Source organism: Streptomyces sp. NPDC001985 (assembly GCF_040296845.1).
Classification (GTDB): domain Bacteria; phylum Actinomycetota; class Actinomycetes; order Streptomycetales; family Streptomycetaceae; genus Streptomyces.
Genome location: NZ_JBEOYB010000053.1, coordinates 37651 through 59999 on the forward strand (window position 1 = coordinate 37651; position 22349 = coordinate 59999).

The 22349-nt window shown below is 75.1% G+C and carries 13 protein-coding genes; 4 read left to right on the top strand and 9 right to left on the bottom strand.

The annotated features are described in order from the left end of the window. The first annotated feature begins 46 nt into the window (after window positions 1-46). On the top strand, window positions 47-3877 hold the full coding sequence (locus ABT122_RS23160) for a CHAT domain-containing protein (protein ID WP_351555386.1): 3831 nt from the start codon (window positions 47-49) through the stop codon (window positions 3875-3877). A 511-nt stretch (window positions 3878-4388) separates the two neighbouring features. Here the strand turns inward: ABT122_RS23160 and ABT122_RS23165 are convergent. Further along, window positions 4389-5309, bottom strand: a complete 921-nt coding sequence (locus ABT122_RS23165; RefSeq protein ID WP_351555388.1) for a LysR family transcriptional regulator ArgP — start codon at window positions 5307-5309, stop codon at window positions 4389-4391. A gap of 66 nt (window positions 5310-5375) precedes the next feature. Between ABT122_RS23165 and ABT122_RS23170 the strand changes: the two genes are divergently transcribed. Beyond that, window positions 5376-5987 (top strand): LysE/ArgO family amino acid transporter, encoded by a 612-nt coding sequence (locus tag ABT122_RS23170; RefSeq protein WP_351555390.1) that lies wholly within the window; start codon window positions 5376-5378, stop codon window positions 5985-5987. A gap of 158 nt (window positions 5988-6145) precedes the next feature. On the opposite strand, the gene ABT122_RS23175 is transcribed toward ABT122_RS23170, so the two are convergent. From ABT122_RS23175 to ABT122_RS23210, 8 genes are all read right to left on the bottom strand, one after another. Beyond that, complete coding sequence (locus ABT122_RS23175; protein ID WP_351555392.1) at window positions 6146-7276, bottom strand: hypothetical protein; 1131 nt, start codon at window positions 7274-7276, stop codon at window positions 6146-6148. Between the two features lie 32 nt (window positions 7277-7308). Further along, window positions 7309-8853: a cell surface protein gene (locus ABT122_RS23180; protein ID WP_351555395.1), complete on the bottom strand. Its 1545-nt coding sequence runs from the start codon at window positions 8851-8853 to the stop codon at window positions 7309-7311. A gap of 38 nt (window positions 8854-8891) precedes the next feature. Then, entirely contained in the window at window positions 8892-9986 is a 1095-nt protein-coding gene (locus tag ABT122_RS23185) for a hypothetical protein (protein WP_351555397.1), read from the bottom strand. Further along, window positions 9983-13663, bottom strand: a complete 3681-nt coding sequence (locus ABT122_RS23190; protein WP_351555399.1) for a hypothetical protein — start codon at window positions 13661-13663, stop codon at window positions 9983-9985. The genes ABT122_RS23185 and ABT122_RS23190 overlap by 4 nt, the downstream gene beginning before the upstream one ends. Before the next feature lie 13 nt (window positions 13664-13676). Continuing rightward, window positions 13677-15863, bottom strand: coding sequence for a hypothetical protein (locus ABT122_RS23195; RefSeq protein ID WP_351555401.1), 2187 nt, complete (start codon window positions 15861-15863; stop codon window positions 13677-13679). A gap of 20 nt (window positions 15864-15883) precedes the next feature. Beyond that, entirely contained in the window at window positions 15884-19216 is a 3333-nt protein-coding gene (locus ABT122_RS23200) for a DUF6603 domain-containing protein (protein ID WP_351555404.1), read from the bottom strand. Between the two features lie 168 nt (window positions 19217-19384). Beyond that, window positions 19385-19867, bottom strand: a complete 483-nt coding sequence (locus ABT122_RS23205; RefSeq protein ID WP_351555407.1) for an anthrone oxygenase family protein — start codon at window positions 19865-19867, stop codon at window positions 19385-19387. After that, window positions 19867-20280: a nuclear transport factor 2 family protein gene (locus tag ABT122_RS23210; RefSeq protein WP_351555410.1), complete on the bottom strand. Its 414-nt coding sequence runs from the start codon at window positions 20278-20280 to the stop codon at window positions 19867-19869. The genes ABT122_RS23205 and ABT122_RS23210 overlap by 1 nt, the downstream gene beginning before the upstream one ends. A gap of 95 nt (window positions 20281-20375) precedes the next feature. On the opposite strand from ABT122_RS23210, the gene ABT122_RS23215 reads away from it, so the two are divergent. Further along, a complete protein-coding gene (locus ABT122_RS23215) occupies window positions 20376-20981 on the top strand; it encodes a TetR/AcrR family transcriptional regulator (protein WP_351555413.1) in 606 nt (201 codons plus the stop codon). Window positions 20982-21221: 240 nt separating this feature from the next. Continuing rightward, on the top strand, window positions 21222-22244 hold the full coding sequence (locus ABT122_RS23220) for an NAD(P)/FAD-dependent oxidoreductase (protein WP_351555416.1): 1023 nt from the start codon (window positions 21222-21224) through the stop codon (window positions 22242-22244). Window positions 22245-22349 lie beyond the last annotated feature (105 nt).

The window sequence follows — 22349 nt, forward strand, 5'->3', positions numbered from 1 at the left end:
GCAGAGTTGGCACACGGACCGGTGACGGGGGAAGGACCGACGGGGCATGGCGGGAATCGACTGGCGGAGCGCGGTGGCCGGCCGGCTGCGGCGGGCGGAGGAGAGCGGGGAGGCCGCGGCCCTGTTCGGCCCGGCGGCGGACGCCGAGTTGAGGGGTCTGCTGCGGGGGTGCGACCTCCGGACGGATCTGTCGGCCCGGTGGCTGGCGGGATGGCTGTACTGGGCCCGCTGCGGGGCGCTCGGGGAGGGCCGGGGCAGGGTCGAGGGCGTCTGCGCGGGGACGCTGCTGCATCCGGTGTGGGCGGCGGACCCCGGCGCCGTACCGGCCGAACTGGCCGCCGGCTTCGCTGCGGTGCCCGTCGGCACCCGGCCGCGTCCGGACGGGGCGGACGGTCCTGCCGAGTGGGACGCGGTCTGCCGGGCGTCGCTGGCGGCGGCCGAGGGTGCCCGGCGGGCGGGTCCCGGGGACGACGGGCGGCTCGCCGCGTTCGCCGCCGGACTCCGGGGGTCGGGCCGGTCCCGGGACGAGCTGCTGGCGTCCGCCGTCGGCGCCGGGACGCTGGCGGTGCTCGCCACCCCGGAGGACGACCGGGCGGCGCACGCGTCGCTGCTGTCGCATCTGGCGGCGGCTCAGTTCGCGGCGGCCCGCGCCTGGAACGACGCGGATCTGCTGGACGACGCCCTGCGGATGATCCGGCGGACCGTGCGGCTCCTCCCGGAGGACGATCCGGACCGGCTGCCGGCGCTGAGCAACTACGCGCTGTCGCTCGCCGAGCGGTACGAGCGCGGGCACCACCCGGAGGATCTGGACGAGGCGATCGGCGCCGCCCGCGACGTTGTGGACCAGACCGGGCGGCGCGACCCCGAACTCGGCCGGTATCAGGGGAATCTGGGCCTGATGCTCCAGTTGCGGCTGGCCCGGGACGGCGGCGGCGCCCGGGAGCACGACGAGATCGTCGCCCTCCTCCGGCGGGCGGCGCCGGGCCATCCGGAAGGGCGCGGCGCGGGGCTGGCGGCGCTGGCGGGGGCGCTGGTCCTGCGGTACCGGTTCGTGGCGGCTCCGGCGGATCTCACCGAGGCGATCGCTCTGCTGCGGGAGGCGGACGGTACGCCGTGGTCCGATCCCCGGGGGCGGGCCAGGGCGCGGGAGACGCTGGCGACCGCGCTGCGGTTGCGCGGCCGGGGCGGCGGCGACCCGGCGGACCCGGACGGGTCGCGGGAACGGGCCCTGGCCGGCGAGGTCCCGGAGGACGGCGGCGCGGACGGCCCGGAGCCGGTGGGCCGGCGGCTTCAGTGGCTGGTGAACACCGGTCTGGAGCTGCGAGCCCGGTACGAGCGCGGGGCCGGCGGCCCCGGGGACGCGGCGACGGCGGTGGCGCGGCTGCGGGAGGCGCTGACGCTGACGCCTCCGGGGCATCCGCAGCGGGCCGCCGTCCTCAACGACCTGGGAAGTGTGCTGCTCACCGGCCATCGGGCGGGAGCGCCGGGGGCCGGTCCGGCGGAGGCGGTCGAGGTGCTGCGCGCGTGCGTGGCGCTCACCCCCGGGGAGCACTCGATGCTCGGCGGGCGGCTGCTCAATCTCAGCGGCGCGCTGCTGGCGCGGTTCCGGCTGGCCGACGACTCGGCGGATCTGCGGGAGGCGGTGGAGTGCCGGGAGCGGGCGGCGGCGCTGCCGGGGCTGCCGCCCGCCCAGCGGGCGGCGATCGTGTCGGCGACCGGGGCGGCGATGCTGCACGGCACCGAGCGCGCGCCGGACCCGGACGCGGTCGCCGGGGCGGTGGAACGGCTGCGGGAGGCGGTGCGGCTGACACCGGACACGGAGCCGCTGCTGCCGCAGCGGCGGCTGAATCTGGCGCTGGCGCTGCTGACGCTGGCCGGGGTGAGCGGCCGGCGGCGGTATCTGCGGGAGGCGGCGGCGCTGGCGGACGGGGTGGTCGCGGACGCTCCGCACGGGGCGGCGTACCGGGCGGGCGCGCTGGTGGCGGCGGCGCAGGCGCGGTACGCGGGAGTGCGGGCGCCCGGGTCGGGCGCGGCGCGGGACGAGGTGGTCGCGCTGCTGCGCGCGGCGGTGGACGCGACACCGGACGGGCACCCCAACCTCACGGCCCGGCTGTGGCACCTGGGGACGGTGCTGGCGGAACCCCGGGGCCGGGGCCCGTCACGGGCGGATCTGACGGCGGCGGCGGAGGCGTTCCGCGCCGGGGCCCTGGAGCCGCACGGGGCGCCGTCCGACCGGCTGGACGCGGCGCGGGAGTGGGGCAGGGCATGGGCGGCGCTGGACCGCCCGGAGCGGGCGCTGGAGGGTTTCACCACGGCGGTCGATCTGCTGCCCGCCGTCTCGCCGCGCCATCTGGTCCGCGACGACCAGGAGTTCCGGCTGAGCCGGACGGTGGGTCTGGGTGCCGAGGCAGCGGCCTGTGCGCTGCGCTGCGGCGACCCGGGGCTCGCGGTGCGGCTGCTGGAGCAGGCGCGGGGGGTGCTGCTCTCGCACGCCTTCGACGTGGCCGGTGACCTCACCGAGCTGGCGTCCCGCGCGCCGGAGCTGGCCGGCCGGTTTCTCCGGCTGCGGGAGCGGCTGGACGCGGCGACCGCCGGGGGCGGGCCATGGGCGGGTGAGGGCGGTGAGGGGGCGCCGGCGGGGCACGGCGGGGGGACGGCCGCGGACGCCCGGCAGGAGGCGGCGGCCGAGTGGCGGGAGCTGATCGGCCGTATCCGGGACCGGTTTCCCGGGCTGCGGCTGTTCAGCCCGGTCCGCGCGTGGGAGGAGGGCGAGCTGCGGGCGATGGCGGCGGACGGTCCGGTGGTGCTCGTCCACTCCCCCGGCGGCCCGGAGTCGCCCGGGGGCGGCCCGGGCGGGGCGCTGGTCATCACCGCCGGGTCGGTCGGCGCGGTACCGCTGCCGGGGCTCACCGCCCGGGAGGTCGCCGCGCGCACCGGGCGCTTCCAGGATGCGCTGGCGCTGCTGGCGGCGCCCGAGTGCGGCCGGAAAGGGGCGCTGCGGGCGCAGGAGGAGGTGCGGAGGACGCTGGAGTGGCTGTGGGAGGCGGTCGCCGGCCCGGTGCTGGGGTGGCTGGGGCTGACCGCTCCCCCGGCCCCCGGGGTGCTGCCGCCGAGACTGTGGTGGTCGCCGGGCGGGCCGCTCGGGTCGCTTCCGCTGCACGCGGCGGCCCCGGCGGGCGGCGGGCCGGGCGCGCTGGACCTGGTGGTGTCCTCGTACACACCGACGCTGCGGGCGCTGCACCACGCCAGGGCCCGGCTGCGCGGGAGTTCCGGCCCGCCGGGGCGGGTGCTCGTGGTGGCGGTCCCGGACGCGGAGGGGCTGCCCGGGCTGCCGGGCGCGCGCGAGGAGGCCCGCTGGCTCGGCGAGCGGCTGCCCGGTGCCGTGGTGCTGAACGGCGGCGCGGCGAACCGTGCCGCGGTGGAGAGGCTGCTGCGGGAGCACCCGTACGCGCACTTCGCCTGTCATGCCGTCAGCGATCCGCTGCGCCCGTCGGACAGCCGGCTGGTGCTGCACGGGCCGGCGGGTTCGCCGACGGTCCGCGAGCTGGCCCGGCTGCGGCTGCCCGGGGCGCGGCTGGCCTATCTGTCGGCGTGCGACACCCTGCGCACCAGCCCCGGACTGGCCGATGAGTCGGTGCACATCGTGAGCGCGTTCCAGATGGCCGGTTTCCCCCATGTCATCGGCTCGCTGTGGCAGGTGGACGACATCGTGGGAGCGCGGATCGCGCGGGGTGTCTACGAGCGGCTGGCGGCGGCCGACGGTTCGCTGGAGGTGGCGGGCACGGCGGCGGCGCTGCACCGGACGGTCCGCGAGGTGCGGGAGGAGTATCCGCGGACACCGAGTCTGTGGGCCTGTCAGGTCCACGCGGGGCCCTGAGCGCGCGGGAGCACACACCGGGGGCGGGGTACGCGACCGTCAGCGGGCCGCCCCGGCCTCCGGCGGCCCGGGGAGCCGGACGCCGTTCAGCACGGCGGCCCGGCGCGCCACGGGCGACGGGCCGTTCCCCCGGTCGAGCCAGCGGCCGACGGGGTGGCCCGCGCCGCTCGGGCACCCGTTCCACGCGGAGTCCGGGGCAGCGGCTCCCCGGCGCGGCGGGAAGCAGCCCCGCCCGACGATCCGCCCCTGGCCCCGCCGGCTCCGTCGATCCCCGCCGTCCCCGTCGAGGCCCCCGCACCGAGCGGACGCGTCAGGGCCTGCTTCCTGGTTCGATCCCCTTCCCTGCCGGGGAGTCCGTGAACCGGCGGCGGGCGGCGGGCCGGGCGCGACAGTGCGGGCCACGCGGCGGGCGAGAGGGGCAGGGGCTCCGTCCGGCCCCGGGGCCGCTGCCCTGGGCTCCGCGCCCCCGCGCGGAGCCTGTCCGAGGCGTAGCGCCGTATTCCGGCGGCGATCAGGACGGCTCCGGGTCGCTCAGCGCTTCGGCGGCCTCGGCCGCCACCGCCTCGGCCACGGCGGCCAGCGCCGGTGAGTCCAGCTTCCACTGCTGCCAGTACAGCGGGACATCCGTCGCGTGGCCGGGGACGAGGTCGACCAGACGGCCGGAGGCGAGCAGCGGGGCGGCCTGGACGAGGGGGACCATGCCCCAGCCCATGCCCGCCGCCACCGCCTCCACGAAACCCTCCGATGTGGGCACGCAGTGGCGCCGGAGGTTCGCCGGGAGGCCGGGCCGCAGTCTCCGCACGAAGGCGTCCTGGATGTCGTCGCGCCGGTCGAAACAGACCATCGGGGCAGCGGCCAGGAGGCCGACCGGGTCGGAGTCCGTCCCCCGGCCCAGCAGGCGGGCGGCGAAGCGGGGCTGTGCCACCGGGACGTACCGCATATGTCCCAGCAGGCGCGCCGAACACCCCGCCACGGCCTCCGGCGACGAGGTCACCGCCGCCATCACCAGGCCGTCGCGCAGCAGGGCGGCCGTGTGGTCCTGGTCCTCGCGGCGCAGTTCGTAGCAGAGCCGCCACTCCTCCGGCACCCTGCCGAGCGCCGCCAGGAACCAGGTGGCCAGCGAGTCGGAGTTCACCGCGACGGACATCTGGATCGGCTCGTCCGGGCCCGCCATGCCCAGCGCGGACCGCGCCTCGCGCTCCAGCAGGGCGAGCCGGCGGGCGAAGCCCACCACGATCTCACCGGACGGTGTCGGCCGCACCGGCTTGGTGCGGAGCAGCAGCACCCGTCCCGTGTGCTGCTCCAGCGCCTTCACCCGCTGGCTCACCGCGGACGGTGTCACATGCAGCACGTTCGCCGCGGCCTCGAACGTCCCCTCGTCGATCACGGCCAGCAGGGTCCGCACCTGGTCCAGTGGAAGCTCTCTCATCACATCCGCTCATGATAGTGAAGAAAACGTAGCTGTACTGATGGCGCAGGGCTTTCTACGGTGGCCCGCATGCCCCAGGAACTCATCACCGTCATCGCCGGCTTCACCACCGGTCTCTCGCTCATCGTCGCCATCGGCGCGCAGAACGCCTTCGTGCTGCGCCAGGGGCTCCGGCGCGAGGCGGTCCTGCCCGTCGTGGGCATCTGCGCCCTGTCCGACGCGGTGCTCATCGTCCTGGGCGTCGCCGGCATCGGTGCGCTCGTCACGGCCTGGCCGGCGGCGCTGACCACGGTCGCCCTGGTGGGTGGTCTCTTCCTCATCGGCTACGGACTCGTCGCCGCGCGGCGGGTGTTCCGCCCCTCGGCTCTGCGGGCGAGCGACGCCCCCGGCGGGTCCCGGCGCCGTGCCGTGCTCACCTGTCTGGCCCTGACGTGGCTCAACCCCCATGTGTACCTCGACACGGTGCTGCTGCTCGGCTCCATCGCGGCCGACCGCGGGCCGCTGCGCTGGGCCTTCGGCACGGGGGCCGTGCTCGCGAGCCTGTGCTGGTTCACGGCGCTCGGTTTCGGCGCGCGGCTGCTGAGCCGTCCCCTGGCCAAGCCGTCCTCCTGGCGGGTGCTGGACGGCCTGGTCGCCACGACCATGGTCGTTCTCGGGGTGAACCTGCTGGTGGGTGGCTAGGGAGTTTCTCTCGGATCGGGCCGGACCGGTGAGCGGGGTCCGGTGCCGTGGATCGCGAGGCGGAGGAGGGAGCCCACGCGGAGCGCCGGCGACCGACGACCACGCGGCGGGGCGCGGTGTCGGGGCTCGCGAGCCCGGCACGATCCGGAAGAGACGACCTAGGGCACGGCCTCGGGAGCGGTCCCCAGTTCGCCGGTGCCGAACGGAATCCAGGTGAGCCGGTGGGTGTGCGCGGCGCGGTCGTCGCGGGTGATCCGGACGGCCGCTCCCCGGGGCACCAGGGCCGTCAGACCGCTCCCCGGGTCCTCGGGTGAGCGGGCGGCGGTCCGGGACTGCACACTGCTGCGGCGGGCGGCTCCCCCGACGGTGACGGTCACCGCGAGGGTCGGCGCCGGTGCGGCGGGGTCGGTGATGTCCTCGTCGGCGAGGATGTGCCCGATCAGCAGGCCGTCGGTCTCCGCCGCGCACTCGCGCACGAGGACATCCTCGTCGAGCGCGAACTCCACGGGGACGGGGGTCAGGGCGACCCTGCCCCCGACCGTGAGACGGCGGACCGTCAGATCGGGCCGGGCGACGGTGACCAGGGTGCTCAGCGCGTACTCGGCGGTGCCGCCGTCCACCGTCACCTCGACCACCAGGGTGAACGCGGTGTCCTGGTGGAGGGCTGGGGACTCCCAGCGTCTGACCCGGGTGACATCGACGGGCTCACCGGCGTGGAGCATGGTGTAGACGGCCCCGGGCCCGCTCTCGCCGCGCCAGGTGAGGACGGCGCCCTCACCGCTCTCGACGAGGAGGTACTGGGGGCGGAGGTCGCCGACGGTGAACCCGGCGGGGACCTTGGCCAGGGGGTGGTCCTCGTGCTGGGGCCCGCCGCCGCCCTCCACGGCCTCGGTGACCGTGAGCCTGCTGGTGCCGACCGCCGGATTGATCTGGATATGGGCGAAGGTCACCACCAACTCCTCCCCCGGCTCCAGTTCGCCCCCGCGTTTGGGCGTGAGCAGAAAGGCGCCGGGGCGGTCGGACTCGGGCTCCAGCCGCCAGCGTCTGGAGTCGTCGAGGCGGGGCTCGATACCGCCGGGGTTGGCCGTGAGGTCCCCTGGGCCGTCCCCCACCGGAAAGGCGAAGACGATCTCCTCGGGGACCACGGTCTCGTCCCGGTGGTTGGTGAGGACCACGTCCACGGAGGCCAGGGCCGGGGTGGCGCCCTGGGACACCTGGAGGGGCGAGGGCCGGGTGGTCACGGTGTACGTGACCGCGAGGAGGCTCTCCCCCGGGCTGCGGCGGGCCATGGCGGTGCTCCTTTCTCCGTCCGGTGGTGCGCTCAGCCCCAGGCGGGGCCGGTGGAGAGATAGGCGTACTCGGTGAGGGCCGCGCCGAGCGGGATCTCCCCGGTCTTCTCGCCGCTCGCGGTGTCGAAGATCTCGACCCGGTCCGCCCGCTGTCCCACGACGAGAAGCCGGTCGCCCTCGGGGGTGACGGCGACCGAGGAGGACCGTCCGCCGGCCGTGATGGTGCCGGTCTGGGCCGCGCCCGGGATGTCGATCACCCGGACCTCGCGTCCGAGGTCGGCGGCGTAGACCGTGCGGGAGTCCGGGGCCGCGGCGATGCCCATGAGATCCCGGCCGGTCTCCACCAGCCGGGCCGAACCGGCCCCCGAGGTGGTCAGCAGGGCGACGAAGCTGCTGCCGGACGACGGGTCGAGGACCGCGAGGCCGCGGCCGTCGGGGGTGACCACCACATCCGCCGGTGTGGACAGCTCGCCCAGCCTGCGGCTCACGGTGCCGCTCGCGGTGTCCACCACCGCCACGTCCCCGTCGCCCCGGCAGCTCACATGGACGAAGCGCCCGTCGGGGGCGGCCACCAGCGCCGAGGGAGTGCGTCCGGCCTCGATCGGTGTGACGGTTCCGGTGGCGGTGTCGACGGCGTGGACGCACGGGCCTTCGAGATCCCCGACCCAGACGGCGGAGCCGTCGGGCAGCGCCGTGACCCCGTAGGGGCTGCCCCCGAGGTCCACGGTGTCCAGCGTCCCCGCCGTCAGGTCGCAGACGACCAGATGGCGGTCCTGGTGGACGGGGGCGAAGCCGAGGAAGCCGTCGGCGGAGAACGCGACCTGGCCCGAGCGCCCGATCGAGGTCTGCCGGATCAGCTGCCCGGTCGCCGCGTCGTGGACCCGGAGCAGTTCCTCGGTGCTGTCGGTCACGGCGAGGAAGGTCCGGTGGGGCCAGCGCTCCCGCAGCGGTGCCGGCTCGGAGGTGATCCTGCCCCGGTCCGTGTTGCACCGCGCGGCCCGGACGCCGTCGCGGGTGACCAGATGGCCATTGCTGGTCGCGGGGTGGCTGAAGGCCGCCGCGACACCCCGGTGGACCTCCGCGTCGGGGAACTCGGGGGTGCGCCAGATCTCGGCGATGGTGCCGTGGTCGAGGACCTCGTCGGCCTCGGGGTCGTAGACGGCACACCGTTCGCCCCGGAAGAAGTAGAGCGTGCCGTCGGGGTTCGGCAACCCGGCGTCGATGCCCTGGGTGAAGTCGGGGGCGTCCCTGTTCAGTCCGGGGAAGCGGCTGCCGATCGCGACCGGGGAGGTACCGCCGACGGGTTCGTTCCGCACCACGTCGTACCGGACGGTGGTCGCGCCCCTGAAGAAGTGGACCTCCGGGCCGTCGGTGGCGCAGGCGCCGTCGAACCCGCCCCGGTAGGCGGCGGGCAGCTTCGGCCACAGGTCGGCGACGGCGGCGCCGCGCAGGGGCGGGGCGACCGCCCCCGCGTCGTGTTCCACCGCCCAGCCGCCCCGGACGAACCAGATCAGCGGGCCGGAGGGGCCGGGGACGCCGAACGCGGCGTCGATACCGGAGGGGACGAGGGAGGTCATGGCGGGACTCCTGGGGTCGCGTGGCCGGTCGGCGGTCGTCAAGGGGTGTGCTCGCGCAGCGGGCCGGTGCCGAAGGGGAACCAGGTCAGGGCGGCGGTGAAGTCGAGCCCCTTGGAGACGACCCGGATCACCGAGTCCTTCGGCACGGGGACGAAGAGGCTCGCCTCCTGGTTGTCGGTGCCGCCGCGCACGTCCCAGGACTGGGCGGCGAACTTCTGCCGTCCCAGCCCCGGCGGGGTGACCAGCACGGAGAGTTCGGCCATGTTGCCGGACGACACGGTCTTGACGTATCCGGTCAAGATCCCGTCGGTGTCGGCGAAGTACGTCGTGGCCTCGCTCTGGGTGGTGACCGGGAGCTCCTGGGCCTGTCCGAAGAGCCTGACCGTGCCGTTGGCGTCGAGATCGCCGACCTCCAGATCGGGGATGTCCACGGTCACGGCGGTGGTCAGCCCGTAGGTGACCGGCGCTCCGTCCTCGGTGGTGGAGGCCAGCAGCATGAAGGCGGTGGCCCGGGTCAGGGGCGGCGAGGTCCAGCGGCCGCTGCCGTCGCTGATGAAGCCGTTGACGGGCATGCGCTGGTCGTCGTGGAACAGCTCGAAGTCGGGGCCCTCCCGGCACTTCCAGGTCAGGGTCACCGTCTCGCCGTTGGCCACGCCCGCGCTGTCGGGCCGGAAGTCCTCCAGCAGGGCGTCGGGGGCGGCCTTCGCCAGCCGTACCGCGTGCGCCGCCGTGGTCCGCCGCGGACCGCCCGGCGGAAGGGCCTCGGCGATGTCCACGGTCACGGTGCCGGGCACCCGGTCCACGACGACCCCGGTCAGGGTGAGCGTGATCCGGCCACCGGGCGGCAGCGGGGTGCCGGGGACGGCCGGGCGGAGCGCGAAGACCCCGCCGCCCCGGTGCTCCGCCGTCCACGCGGGGTCGTCGACCCGGGCGCTGACGGCCTGCGGCAGCGCGGTGAGGCTGCCGGGCCCGGTGCCGGAGGGAAGGGAGACGGTGACGGCCTCCCGGACGGCGGGCTCCGGGCCGTCGTTGGTGACGACGACCTCGACGGTCGCGTGGCTGTCCCGCGCGGCGGTGCTGATCCGCAGCGGGGAGGGGCTGGTGCGGACGCGATAGCCGAGGGGGGTGGTCATGCGCTGCTCCCTGGGGGCTGTTCGCCGGAGCCGGACTCGTCGAGTGCCCCGCTGAGCCGTAGGTAGCCGGAGCGGGCCGCGGGGGTGGTGTCGGAGAGGGCCAGGGCGGGGTCGGGCGGGGCGAGGGGAAGAGTGGTCCAGTCACCGGCCCCGCCGCTCCCGGGCGCGGGCTCGGCCCAGGACCAGGTGCCGCGCCGGCCGGAGGGGTGGGGCATCACCAGATGGTCGACGGCCTCGGCGCCCTCCTCGCCCCGCGCGCCTCCCGCTCCCTCCGCTCCCTCCGCTCCCTCCGCTCCGGGAACCTTCCGGACGCCCGCGAGCAGCGGACCCGTCCGGAACGCGAGCCGGACCCGGCCCAGCGGCGTGCGCACCCAGGTCTCCGGCAGCTCCAGCCGGGCCACCGGCAGGATGTCGCTGACCGCGTGGACGGCGGCCCAGGGATCGGCGAGCAGGGTCAGCCAGGCGGTGTCCTCGTCCTCGCGGGAGCCCTCGGGGGAATGGTCACCGCGCGCGGGGCGCGCCCGCAGCGCGATCTCGCGGCCGTCGATGGGGACGGTGTAGCCCGGGGCGCCGGGTCCGCCGCCGGCGCGCTCGCCGTCACCGTCCCGGTCAGGGTCCGGTGGGCCGGCGGGCCCGGCGGAGGGGCGCTCGGCGACCGTGTGGAGCGTGGTGTAGTCGGTGCCGGTGAAGAATCCCGCCAGCCCGTCGCTGACGATGTCCCCCGCTCCCAGCCGGACATTCCACCGGTACTCGGTGAACTCGGGCGCGGAGGGGGCGAGGACCTCCTCCCAGGAGGACGCGGTCATCGCGGGCCCGTCCAGCTCCAGCCGTACCCGGCCGCGCAGCAGGGCCATGGGCCGTCCCACGAGTGCGGCGAGGCTGGTGTCCTCGCCCTGGGGCGCGGTCGCGGACAGGGCGCTGTCCACGGTGGCGAGCAGGGCGTCGAAGGCGTCGGGGCCGCCGTCGAGGAGTCCGGTGACGAAGCCGTGGAGGTGGGGCAGGTCCTGCCGGAACTCCCGCCCGGGGCCGGTGCCGTCGCCGGCCTCCGGGTACGGGGAACCGGGCAGCGGGTCCCAGTCGGCCGCCCTCCGGTGCGCGGTGTCGAGCACCGCCCTGATCTCACCGAGCGCGGTGCCGTCGGGGGCGTGCACCAGCAGGGAGTCCGCGAGCCGGTTGACGATCAGCCAGCCGCAGACGGGGGTGTCCCCGTCCGCCGCCTCGGGGCCGTCGTCGGCCACGATCCGCCGGTGGTCGTCGGCGGCGGAGACGAAGTCGAAGCGGAGCCGGGCGGGCTGGAGCAGCCGGGGCGGGAGCTGGATGTAGCGGTACGCGTTCTCCTCGTTGACCGGGATGTCCGGGACCACGCTGTCGGCGCGCTTCACCGCGTACTGGAGATGGTTGTCGGGGCTGATGACGGCGAGGGAGCGGCCGAAGCGGTCGATGACATGGAGCTGTTCGAAGGCGAGCTGTCCGGCGCGGACGGGGCGGAACTCCCTCGGCGGCTCGCTCACCGGGCCGGGGTCGGGCACCTCGCTCAGCGGAACGCGGGAGCTGCTGGTGTCGACGAGGTCGGTCCGGAGGTTGAAGGCGGGCGAGTGCTGGGCGAGCCAGAGGTTCACCCCGTCGATGCGCTGGGACAGCTCGTCGTCCTCGGCGGTCCTCTCCCGCAGGGCCGCCAGTTCGGCCACGGGCCCCCGGGGGTGGGTGCGGATGTGCTGGGTGAGCCGGGAGCGGGTGTTGAAGGGGAGCAGCGGGTTGAGGAGGGCCCGTCCGGTGAGGGTGGCGGGGTCCACGGCGCCGGTGCCGTCCCAGGTGTAGCGGGTGCCGTCGAAGCTCCAGTGGTCCGTGCCGGCGCTGTGGTACGGGGTGGGGTGGCAGTCCGTCTTCCAGACGAGGTGGAGCGGGGACCAGGGCTGTTCCCAGGGGCGGGTCCAGCGGGCGACGCTGCCCCGCACCCGGGTGCCGGGGTCGGCGATGGCCTGTTCCAGGTCGTCGCCGCTGAGGGCCGCCCGGTCGAGGAGGAAGAACTCCTTCAGCAGCGCGGCGATCACGTCCTGTCCGGGGACTCCGCCGAGCCGGGGCGCGGGCGGCTCGGCCGGGGCCGGGGCCATGGCACCGTCGATGACGACACCGGTGACGGTCTCGGCCGCGGTACGGCAGGGCAGGGCGTCCTCGTCGGTCAGCGGGCGGTCGAGCCGGGCCCCCCGGACGACGATGGAGGGGTCGGGGGTGCTGTGGAAGGAGGGTTCGGGGCAGCGCTGGAGTTCGCGGTCGGGGGCGATGTGGCCCTCGGCGAACTCGGCGATCCTCCCGGCCAGTTCCCCGGCGGTGTCGCCCCAGGGGACCTTCGAGCGCAGCCCGTCCGCGCCGAACAGCGCTTCGGTGGCGGTCCGTACGTCCGTGGCGAGGGAGTCCGCCGCCGCCGGGTCGAGCCGGGCGTCGCAGAGGGTGTCCCACCCGGGGGGCCTGGTGCGGCGGCCCCGCAGCCACCACAGTCCGTAGAGCCGGCGCTGGAGGTGGGCGAGTTCGCGCAGGGCGGTGTCGTGGTCGGACTGGGCCCGGTTGAGCCCGTCCAGCCACTCCCGCTCCGCCGTGATCTCGCGGGCGGCGCGCTGCCGCCGTTCCCCGCCCGGCGGCCGGGGCCGGTCGACGACGCGCCACCGGTGGCCGCCCTCCTCGGCGCCGAACCAGGTGCGGCGCAGGGCCTGGTCGAGGGCGCTCTCGCCGTCCTCGTCGAGCACGTCGAGGAGGTCGTAGCCGAACGCCTCCCAGAGCAGGGCCGCTTCGGGGTCGTCCAGGGCGGCGGGGGTGAGCGCGGTGGCGGCGTCGGGGGCGACATGGCCGACGGCGATGTCGATCGCGTTGATGTCGTCCGGTTTGCGGTCGGGGGTGGGGCGGTCGCCGTCGGGGTCCCAGCGGAGACCGAGGGAGGTGCCCGCGCAGTAGGAGCGGGTGGGTGTGAGGGCGGGATCGGTGGTGGCCCAGCGCAGGGTGTCCAGCCAGGCGCGGACATCGCCGCCGGGGGGCGCGTGGAGGATGTCCCACTCCGGGTCGGAGTACCAGCCGACGACGGCGTAGCCGATGAGGCTGGGTTCGGTGAGGCCGGTGAGCGGGTCGTGGAGGGAGAAGACGTTCTCGTTGTAGGGCTGGAAGGCGGAGAAGGTGGGCAGCCCGGGGCCGACGGCGGTGAGGAAGGGGGTGTCGGACACCCGTCCGTCGAAGGGTTCGGTGGTGACGGGGACGGCGCGGCCGATCCAGGCCGGCACCAGTCCGGGCGCGGCGGGGTCGAGAAAGGCGGAGGTGCCCTCGTCGTCGTCGAGGAAGTCGCTGTCGACGACCCAGCCGGCGGCGGTGGGGGTCGCTCCGGGGGCGGTCGCGGGGCGGCTGTAGCGGACGACCAGCCAGCGGTTGGGCACGTACCGGAACTCGACCCGCCCGGCGGGTCCGTCCTGTTCTCCGCGCCGCAGCGCGTCGGGGAGCTGCCAGTGCACATGGGCGCCGAGGCCGGGCTTGTCGGACGAGGCGCTGCCGAAGGGGTCGGGTTCGGGCGCTTCCCGCTGGTCGAGCCGTTCGAAGTCGGGATACCAGCGGCGGAAGGGCTCGTTGGCCCGGACGCGCTTGTTCACCAGCAGCGTGTCCACCTGTACGGGGACGATCAGGGATGTCGTGGAGTCCATCGCGTACGGGTTCCTAACGTCGGCCGGGGGTGAAGGAGATCCGCTGCGGCGCGTTGACGAGTTCCGCGGCGAGCGCCCCGGGCGACAGGTCCTGGCCGTCGGGGAGTTCGCCGCGCTCCCGCAGGGCGGCGGCCAGCGCGGGAACCAGCGGATCGGGGCCCTCGGTGACGCTCAGGATCTCGGGGACGGCACCGCCGTGGGAGGTCCGCAGGAAGCGGGTGATGCCGCCGTCGGCGGGGAAGGCCGCCTCCTCGCCGAGGGAGTCCCCGACCGGTGGGGTGAGCCGGCGCAGCCCGATGCGGTCGTTCTCGTCGACGCCGAAGTGGATTCCGGCGTGGGGCTCGCGGAGGACGACCTCGTCGGGCACGCCGTCGATGAGGCAGAGGAGCAGATCGGGGCCGATCACCCTGCGGTGGACGGTGCCGAGGAGTCCGGACGCGGTGCTCAGGGGTTCGACGACGACCTCGGGCCAGCCCCGGACCAGCGCGGAGCGCATGAGGAGGCCGGAGAGCGGGCGGGGTTCGCCGAGGGTGGCGCGGGCCATGCGGGCGACTTCCTCGTCCAGGGTGGTGCCGATGCCGGTGCTGAGGACGCCGTCCCGCAGGGCGGTGCACCACCAGGGGTCGACATGGAAGAACCGCAGGCTCTCCGGTGGCAGCATCCGGGCGTCGGGCACCAGGTGGTGCAGGGGTGTCCGGGCGATCAGGGCCACCTGGTCGACGGTGTCGCGCAGTTCGGCGAGGGGCTGTTCGAGGGCGCGGAGCAGGCCCTCGTGGAGGGGCCCGGCGCGGAGTGCCCCGTTCCGCAGCGCGGTGGCGGACGGCGGGCGGGGCACTCCCCCGCCCTGGCGGCGGGCGCTCCCGGCGGCGGGGGTCCCGGTGGTGCGGGCGGCTTGGCGCAGCCGGTCGCCGAGTCCGTCCTCGATGAGCCGGTGGAAGCGGTCGCGGGCCGGGTGGGCGCTGTCCGCCGCGAGGGAGACGGCGGTACGGGAGTGGGCCAGGGCTCTGGCCGCGACCCGGCGGGAGCGGGAGCGGAAGGCGGTGAGCGCGCTCGCGAGGGTGTCGTCGGCCAGGGCCAGGGCCCGGCCGAGGGTGAAGGCCGAGGCGTAACTGACGTCGAAGACCCCGGTGTCGGTGAGGTAGACCAGGGCTTCGTCGGCGCGCAGCAGCGGGGTGTCGCCGAATCCGGGCGGCTGCCGGGGGACGACGGGGGTGAACGGCCCCCGGTACCAGGCGAGGGTGCGCTCCCCGGAGGGCAGGACATGGCCGACGGGTGCGTAGCCCCGGGCGAGCCGGTCGGCGGCGGGGCCCTGTGCGGGCCGCCCGCCGGTCAGCCGCAGTCCGAGTCCCACCGGGTCCTCGGCGAGCGCGCGGACGAGGGCGGCGAAGTGGCCGCCCGCGTCGGGGGCCGCCTCGAAGGACCAGGCGACGAGGGACACCATCCGGACGGTGTCCTGGGTGGGGCGGGCGCCGCCGAGGTGGTCGGCGAAGCCTTCGAGGGAGACGAGGTGGGCCGCGTACCGTCCGGCGGTGCGGGGGAAGCGGTTGGCGACGACGACGCCGTACTCCCCGGCCTCCAGGATCTCGCCGGCGGGCCCGGTGACCCGGGCGGCCTGCCGGTCGCGGACCCGGCGCAGATGGCAGAGGTGGCGCAGTTCCCGCTTGCGCGGGATCAGGCCCGTGTAGACGTCGGCGGGGATGTCGACGGTGGCGCACTCGCTGTCGAGCAGTTCGTCCGGGACGCGGTTGATGCCGGGAGTGAGGACGGCGGGGTCGGCGGTCCCGATCAGCTCGCGGACGGTGCGGGTGCGGGTGGTGCCCTGGGCCTTGGGGTCGCCGGGCAGTTCCTCCTCGGCGAAGAGCAGCAGCGCCAGCCAGGGCAGGGTGGGGTCGTCCGGGTCGGGGCTGCGTTCCCACGGCAGGATCAGCCGGTTGAGGGTGATGTGCGGCAGGACGTACTCGAAGGCGCCGGAGGCACCGGGCGCGGGGTGCAGGGCGTGGACGAAGGAGGTGTCCAGGGTGAACTGCGGGGCCCGGATCTCGAAGTCCTGGCGGACGGCGGGCAGCGCGTCGTCGACACCGGGGCCCTCGATGACGTGTTCGAGGGCGGCGGTGTAGAGCCCTGCGGGCGCGGGGGCGATGTGGTCGTCGTGGAAGTGGACGGTGAACCGGGGGGTCTCCCCGGCGGCTGTCTGGGTCATGGCGGCTCCCGTGGCGCGCGTCAGATCGTCAGCGGTTCGGCGGTGAAGGTGCTCGCGGCACGGGCGGCGAAGCCGTCCAGGGGGTCGTGGTGGTCCGGCGGGGCGAGCCCGAGGGCGGTCAGCTCCTCGTGGAGGGCGTCACGGGCGGGAACCGTGCTCCCGGCGATGGTGGCGGCGATGGTGCCGATGGGGGTGGGGCCGCTGCCCTGCCAGCGCTCGGGCACGGGGCCGGCGGGCGGGTCGGCGGGGGTGAGGGGCAGGGCGTCACTGGGCGCCAGGTCCTCGTGGCCGAGGGAGACATCGGTCATCTCCCCGGGGGTGGGGCCGTCCTGCGGCGGCGGTACGACGACGGTGAGCCCGAGGAGCCGTCCGGGCACGAGCGGGTCGTGGGCGTCGGGCTCCCCGGTGCCCCAGAGCGCCCGCGGCACGGCGGAGGTGTCCTCCGTGATCACCCAGCCGTGCGCGTGGGGGTCGAAGGGCCGATCGTCCAGGGTGACGGTCAGGGTGTGCGCGGAGTCGATCCCGGTGGCGTCCATGGGCCGGATGTCGAGGGGCTCGCCGTCGACCTCCCGCGTCCCGGCCGTGGCCCTGGACGCGGGGACGGCGGTGGTGGTGGAGAAGGAGAAGCCGTCGGCGGAGACCACCCAGCGCTCGTCCCCGGCGGCGGCGCGGCGGGCCCGGACGGACTCGTCCTCGGGGAGGATGCCGCTGAGGGGGGTGATGCGCAGCATCTCGTCCCGGGCGGGCAGCTGTTCCTGGAACTCGGTCCAGGAGACCGGGGGCGGGGTCCTCCGGGCGCTCGCGCCGAAGGAGATGTCGAAGTCGACGCACCAGAGGTGGACGGTGGCGATGCCGCCGACGCGCGGCCCCCACAGGTCGAGGTCGACGCCGACCTCGCCCCGCACGGTGAAGAGCCACAGGTCGACGGAGAAGCCGACGCGCACGCCGATGCCCAGCCGGAACCAGAAGGGTTTCCACTGGATCAGGGCGTCCAGACGGGCGGTGAGCCAGGCGTCGACGATGCCCGAGTGGAACGCCACCTCCAGTCGTCCGCCCGCCATCAGCGCGGCGGGGGTGAGGGCGCAGTACGCCTCGCCCCGGATGGTGACGACGTCGGAGATGCCCCAGGTGAAGCCGAGGCGGGGGACGGTCGGGTAGTGGGCGGGGACGTCGAGGTCGCGGTGGTAGCCACCGAGGGTGAAGACGAAGTCCCCGGCGTGGGCCCCGGAGAACCAGGTGCGGTAGGCGAGCCCGCCGGTGAGCCGGCAGTCGGGGTCGAGGACGAAGGACTCGGGGGTGAGTTCGGCGGCGAGCGCGAGCATGCCGTCGCGCGAGGTGTAGAGCGCCTGGAGGGCGAGCTGGACGCGGGCGAGGACGGGGCCGTCGCCCCGGCCGAGGGGGAAGGAGGCGGTGGCGAGTCCGAGGACGGCGACGGTGAAGTCGTCGCCCAGCTCCACCAGGGCGAGGGCCTGCGCGTCGACCATCCGGAAGACGGTGAAGTCGATGCCGAGGGCGAACCAGATCCGCCCGGGTTCGGGGGTGATCCAGGCGGCCCTGCCGCCGGTGCCGTCGAGCAGGGAGTCCAGGACCTCCAGCGGGGGCCGGGCCTCCCCGCCGTGGGCGAGTTCGGCGACGAGGGGGAAGTACGGGGTGTCGGCGGGGGCGGGCACCCGTACGGAGCTGTTGTAGCCGAAGCCCGCGGCGATGCCGCGCACCTGGAACGGGGGCGGCCCGAGGCCGGAGCGCCCGCCGAGGACCCCGTAGAGGAAGAGCGAGGGGAATCCTCCCTCGGCACGGGCGTAGGCGCCGAGGACCTTGACGCTGACGACCTTGGCCTCGATCACCGCCATGCCCGCGAAGAGCTGCTCGTAGGGCGGCTCGGACCGCTTGGCGAGGAAGGCGCCGGCGATTCTGACGGGGGGCCGGTCGTAGGCGAGCCCGAGACCGCTGAGGACGGGGGTGAACTCCCAGTCGCCGTCGCCCGCGTCGACGCGGACGGTGAAACCGAGCCCGGAGGCGCTGAGTTCCACCCCTCCGGCGTCGAGGGTCGCGTCGATGGTGACGCGGACGGTGCCCTCGTCGTAACCGAGGGAGATCTCGGCGATCCGCAGGGGGCCGAGGACGGCGTCGACGGGGAGGGACGCCTTGGCCGGCTCGGGGGTGTCGTCGTCCCCGGCGACGGCCGGGAGCACCGGCGGAGCGGCGGGTACGGGCGCGAAGGGCGGCGGGACCGGTCCGGGTCCCGGGCCGGTGCCGGGCTTTCTGCGGCGCAAGGGATGGACGAGGGCGTAGTTCCTGGCGGTGAGGGCGATACCGCCGGTGATGGCGACGGAGGCTCCGGCGGTCAGATCGCGGGAGGGCAGTCCGAGTCCGACGCCCGCGTCGGCCATGAGCTCGTTGACGGCCTTCACCGCGCGGGCCCTCATGGGGGCGGAGAGGTGGAACGCCTGGAGCCCGGCGAGGACGAGATCGTCCTCCAGCGGGATGTGCTCGCCGATGGTGGGGAGGTCGGCGAGACCCGCCTCGTGGACGCCCTGGAGCAGGACGGCCCGCAGCCGGCGTCCGGTGCCGATGGCGGAGCGCCTCCGGGGCAGGGAGGCCCAGGCCAGTTGGACGTACTCGGTGCGCGCGCTCAGGACGACGGCGCGCCTGCGCTTCTCGTAGACGAAGGCCACCCGGTGGAGCGAGGGCACCAGCGCGGGCGGGAGTTCGGCGGGGGCGGTGCCGAGGGCGCCGGCGATGTCGTCCCAGGACAGGCCCTCGTCGGAGGACCAGTCGCCGGTGAGGGTGCCGCCCTCGTAGCCGGCGGTGAAGACCATCTCCTTCTCCCCGCCGGCGAAGGGCAGGGACAGCGCGGCGGAGAGCTGGAGGCCGGCGGTGAGGACGAGATGCGGCGCGAGACCGGGGTCCTCCTCGTCCTCCTCGTCCTCCTCTTCGCTCCCGCCGTTCTCGCCGTTCTCGCCGGCGGCACCGGCTGTCTCCGCGTCGTCCGACGACGGGAGGGTGAAGTCGAGGCTGACCCCGGTGACCGTCTGCGCGGCGTCCGCGGTGAAGGACACGACCACGGGGCAGGCTCCGTCGACCAGGGTGAAGGACAGGTTCCCTTCGACGGTCAGGGTCCCCCGGTCCGGGACGGAACCCCTGACGGTCAGATCCGACGACTGGAGCCAGGTCGCGAGCAGTTCGGGCACCCCTCCCAGGTCTCTGAGCCGCTCGAAGGGGATGCCGAAGTCGTCGTCGGAGCCGGGAAAGAGGCTGAGCAGTTCCTGGAGCGAGAGGGCCATGATCTCCCCGGGCGTCGAGGTGGTGGTGAGGCCGGGCGGAATCATGGCACGGGCGGCGGACTCCTCCACCGGAAACCCGTATAGGGGGTGGTGAAACAGGTTTTTCCGGCCATTCAATAGTTCGTACAGATATTCGGTTGGATTTATTGATTCCGGAACAGTCGCCCGGGAGGCCGGCCGCCGTGCCCCGGGACCACCACCGGGGCGCGGCCGTGACGCGGGCCCGTGGCCCGTGGCTCACCGGGAGGGGCGGCCGGTGTCACCACCTCGCAGGGCGAGCAGGATCAGCAGCGTGAAGGCCGCGAACGCGGCGCCCGTGCGCGCGTGGTTGAACGCCTCCCAGCGAGCCAGGACCTCGGCGTGACCGGCGGGCGCCGAGCCGGCCGCCCACTCCTTGACGCGGCCGTTGATGGGGACATTGCCGAGACGCGTGATCAGAAAGGACGCCAGGGCGAGGAGCCCGGCTCCCGCGGCCAGCCACCGCGGGTCACCACGTGTCATCGCGGCGAGCGCGAGGGCGCTGAGCGTCGAGACGCCCATGGCGGCCTGCATGGTGATGCCGTTCATCCGCATCAGCTGAGCGTGGAAGGACAGCCTCATGTCGAGCGGTACGGCCTGAAAGGTGGGGACGAGGTTGGCCGCTCCGTAGCCGAACGCTCCGGCCAGGGCGCCGGTGGACAGCAGGGCGAGGCCCAGGACCCACCGGACGCGCGCGCGCATCACCCGTCCGCCCCGGGCGCGGTGGGGGCGACGGACCGGGTGAGCTGCTCGGCCCGTCGCAACCGGCCGTCGCGGGTGAACTCGGCGAACATGTGGACGCGTGTGGCCATCGGTTCGCCCTTGCGCATCCGGGCGTGAATCGTGAAGCGGGCCGCGATCCGGTCGCCGTCCAGGAACGCCTCGTGCACATCGAACCGGAACGCGCGCAGATTCCTGCGCACCGGACGGAGGTGGGCGACGAGCCGGTCCCAGTCGAGCCGTACGCCGTCGGCGACTTGGACGACATCGCGGGTGTAGTACCTGGACATCAGATCGGAGGGATCTTCCGAGCCGTGGACCACGGCGTTGGTGAAGTTCGTGAGGAAGTCGGCGATGAACTGCCCGGGAGGTTGTGCGCGGAGAGGATTCACCATGCTCCTGACGTGCGTGCGGGAGGGAAGCCCCCGCAGCGATCTCTTACACATCCGTAAGATATAATGATCATCCATCTCTGACAAGGGTGTAAGATTTGACTGCTTCCGAGACCCCCGGCGACTCCTCTCGGGGTCGGCCCCGCCGCCGCGCCGACGCCGAGCGCAGCAGGGCCGCGGTGCTGGACGCCGCCGTCCGGCTGCTGGCCGAGCGGCCCGACGCCGGCATGGCCGCCATCGCCGCAGCGGCCGGCGTCACCCGTCAGACCGTCTACGCCCACTTCGGCTCCCGCGAGACGCTGATCGGAGCCGTCGCCGACCGGATCACGGACCACGCCATGGCCGCGATGGACGAGGCGGAGGAGAAGGGGGACTCCGCCCTGGACGCCCTGCTGCGGTTGCAGGAGATCGGCTGGCGGCTGTTCGAACGCAACCCGGTCCTCCTCCAGCTCGGGACCGCCCGCGCCGACACCGAGGCCGATCTGGCCCGGCACGAGCCCGTCACGGCCCGGCTCACCCGGCTGATCGAGAAGGGCCAGGCGTCAGGCGAGTTCGACCCCGCGCCGCCGGCCACATGGCTGGTGGCCGCGGTCACCGCCCTCGGCCACGCGGCAGGCGGTGAAGTCGGGGCGGACCGCATGCCGGTGGAGGAGGCGGCGACGTGGCTGCGGGCCGCCACACGCGCCCTCCTGAGGCCGGACTGAGGGCCTTGCCGCCCCGGGTGGCTCCGTCCGCCCGCGCGGCACGGAGGCCGCAGGGACGGCGGGACGGCCTGAGGCCGGGGCCGCGTGCCCCTGCCGCACGCGGACGGCCTCCGCGCTCCCGGTGCGTGGTCGAAGCGCCCGTGCGCGGGGGCGCCGGAGGATCGCAACCGTCGACGCGCAACAGTCGACGCACAAACAGAGGTGGGCAACAGAGGTGGTCAAGTGGTACGGGAGAGCGTGATGCGTGTCGCCGTGGTCGGTTCGGGTGTGCTGGGAGCGGCGGTGGCGGACGAACTGGTGCGGCGCGGCCTGTCCGTCGTGGTCTGTACGGCGGAGGAGTCACGGCCGCCGGTGACGGATCTGGCGTTCGGCTGGCTCAACGCGCACGGTTCGGCGGCGGAGCCGCCGTCGGGAGCACGCGACAGGAGCGGGCTCGCCCGCTCGCTCGGCGCGCTGCGCAACATCACGGCCGCGCCGCCGCTGCGCGGAGTCATCACCTGGAACGGCGCTGTGAGCTGGGCATCGACTCCGGACGCGACGGCCCGGTTCGGCGAGCGGTCGGGGCCCGGTGTCGCGACCGTCGACGCGGGGGCGCTGCGGCGGCTCCTTCCCGGTCTGCGGGTGCCGCCGCCCGTCGCCGCGTACGCGAGCGACGAGGGCATGGTCGAGCCGGACGAGCTGCGCCACGCGCTCCTCGCCCGCGCGCGGGCCGGCGGGGCCACCCTGGTCGCCGCCCGGGTGGACCGCGTCCGTCCGCGCCGGGCGGGTGGCTGGGAACTGCTGGGCGCCGACGTGGCACTCACCGCCGACCGGGTCGTGCTCGCCTGCGGGACGGATCTGCCCGCGCTGGCCGGGCAGCTCGGCGAGCACATCGACGTGCCCGGCGTCCCGGCCGCGCGCTTCACGTTCTCCGCGCCGGGACTACGGCTCGACCGGGTGGTGTCCACACCGGACTTCGAGATCCGGCCATCCGCCCGGCACGGCTTCGTCGGCGCCGAGGACGTGGTCGCGGGCGAGACGGAGGCGGCGACACGGGCACGGGCACGGGCGTCGCTGAGCGCCGTGCGCGAGTCGTTCGGACTGCCGGGCGAGCCCGTGCTGGGAGACCTGGCCATCGGGTTCCGCCCGATTCCGGCGGGCGATCACGTGCTGTGCGCACCACTGACCAGCGCTCCGGGCGTCATCGCACTGGCCGCGCACCCCGGGGTGACGCTCGCGGCCTCGCTGGCGGTGCGTACGGCGGACCACCTCGGCGCCTCCTAGGTCGTCTCTTTCGGATCGTGCCGGGCTCGCGAGCCCCGGCACCGCGCCTCGCCGCGTTGTCGTCGGTCGCCGACGCTCCTCGGAAGATCACCACTCTTAAAAACA

Bases quoted from the DNA above. Each gene is read 5' to 3' on its own strand.
- ABT122_RS23195 (WP_351555401.1), bottom strand. From the start codon at position 15,863: ATGACCCAGACAGCCGCCGGGGAGACCCCCCGGTTCACCGTCCACTTC.
- ABT122_RS23160 (WP_351555386.1), top strand. From the start codon at position 47: ATGGCGGGAATCGACTGGCGGAGCGCGGTGGCCGGCCGGCTGCGGCGG.
- ABT122_RS23205 (WP_351555407.1), bottom strand. From the start codon at position 19,867: ATGCGCGCGCGCGTCCGGTGGGTCCTGGGCCTCGCCCTGCTGTCCACC.
- ABT122_RS23175 (WP_351555392.1), bottom strand. From the start codon at position 7,276: ATGGCCCGCCGCAGCCCGGGGGAGAGCCTCCTCGCGGTCACGTACACC.
- ABT122_RS23210 (WP_351555410.1), bottom strand. From the start codon at position 20,280: ATGGTGAATCCTCTCCGCGCACAACCTCCCGGGCAGTTCATCGCCGAC.
- ABT122_RS23190 (WP_351555399.1), bottom strand. From the start codon at position 13,663: ATGGACTCCACGACATCCCTGATCGTCCCCGTACAGGTGGACACGCTG.
- ABT122_RS23170 (WP_351555390.1), top strand. From the start codon at position 5,376: ATGCCCCAGGAACTCATCACCGTCATCGCCGGCTTCACCACCGGTCTC.
- ABT122_RS23180 (WP_351555395.1), bottom strand. From the start codon at position 8,853: ATGACCTCCCTCGTCCCCTCCGGTATCGACGCCGCGTTCGGCGTCCCC.
- ABT122_RS23220 (WP_351555416.1), top strand. From the start codon at position 21,222: ATGCGTGTCGCCGTGGTCGGTTCGGGTGTGCTGGGAGCGGCGGTGGCG.
- ABT122_RS23185 (WP_351555397.1), bottom strand. From the start codon at position 9,986: ATGACCACCCCCCTCGGCTATCGCGTCCGCACCAGCCCCTCCCCGCTG.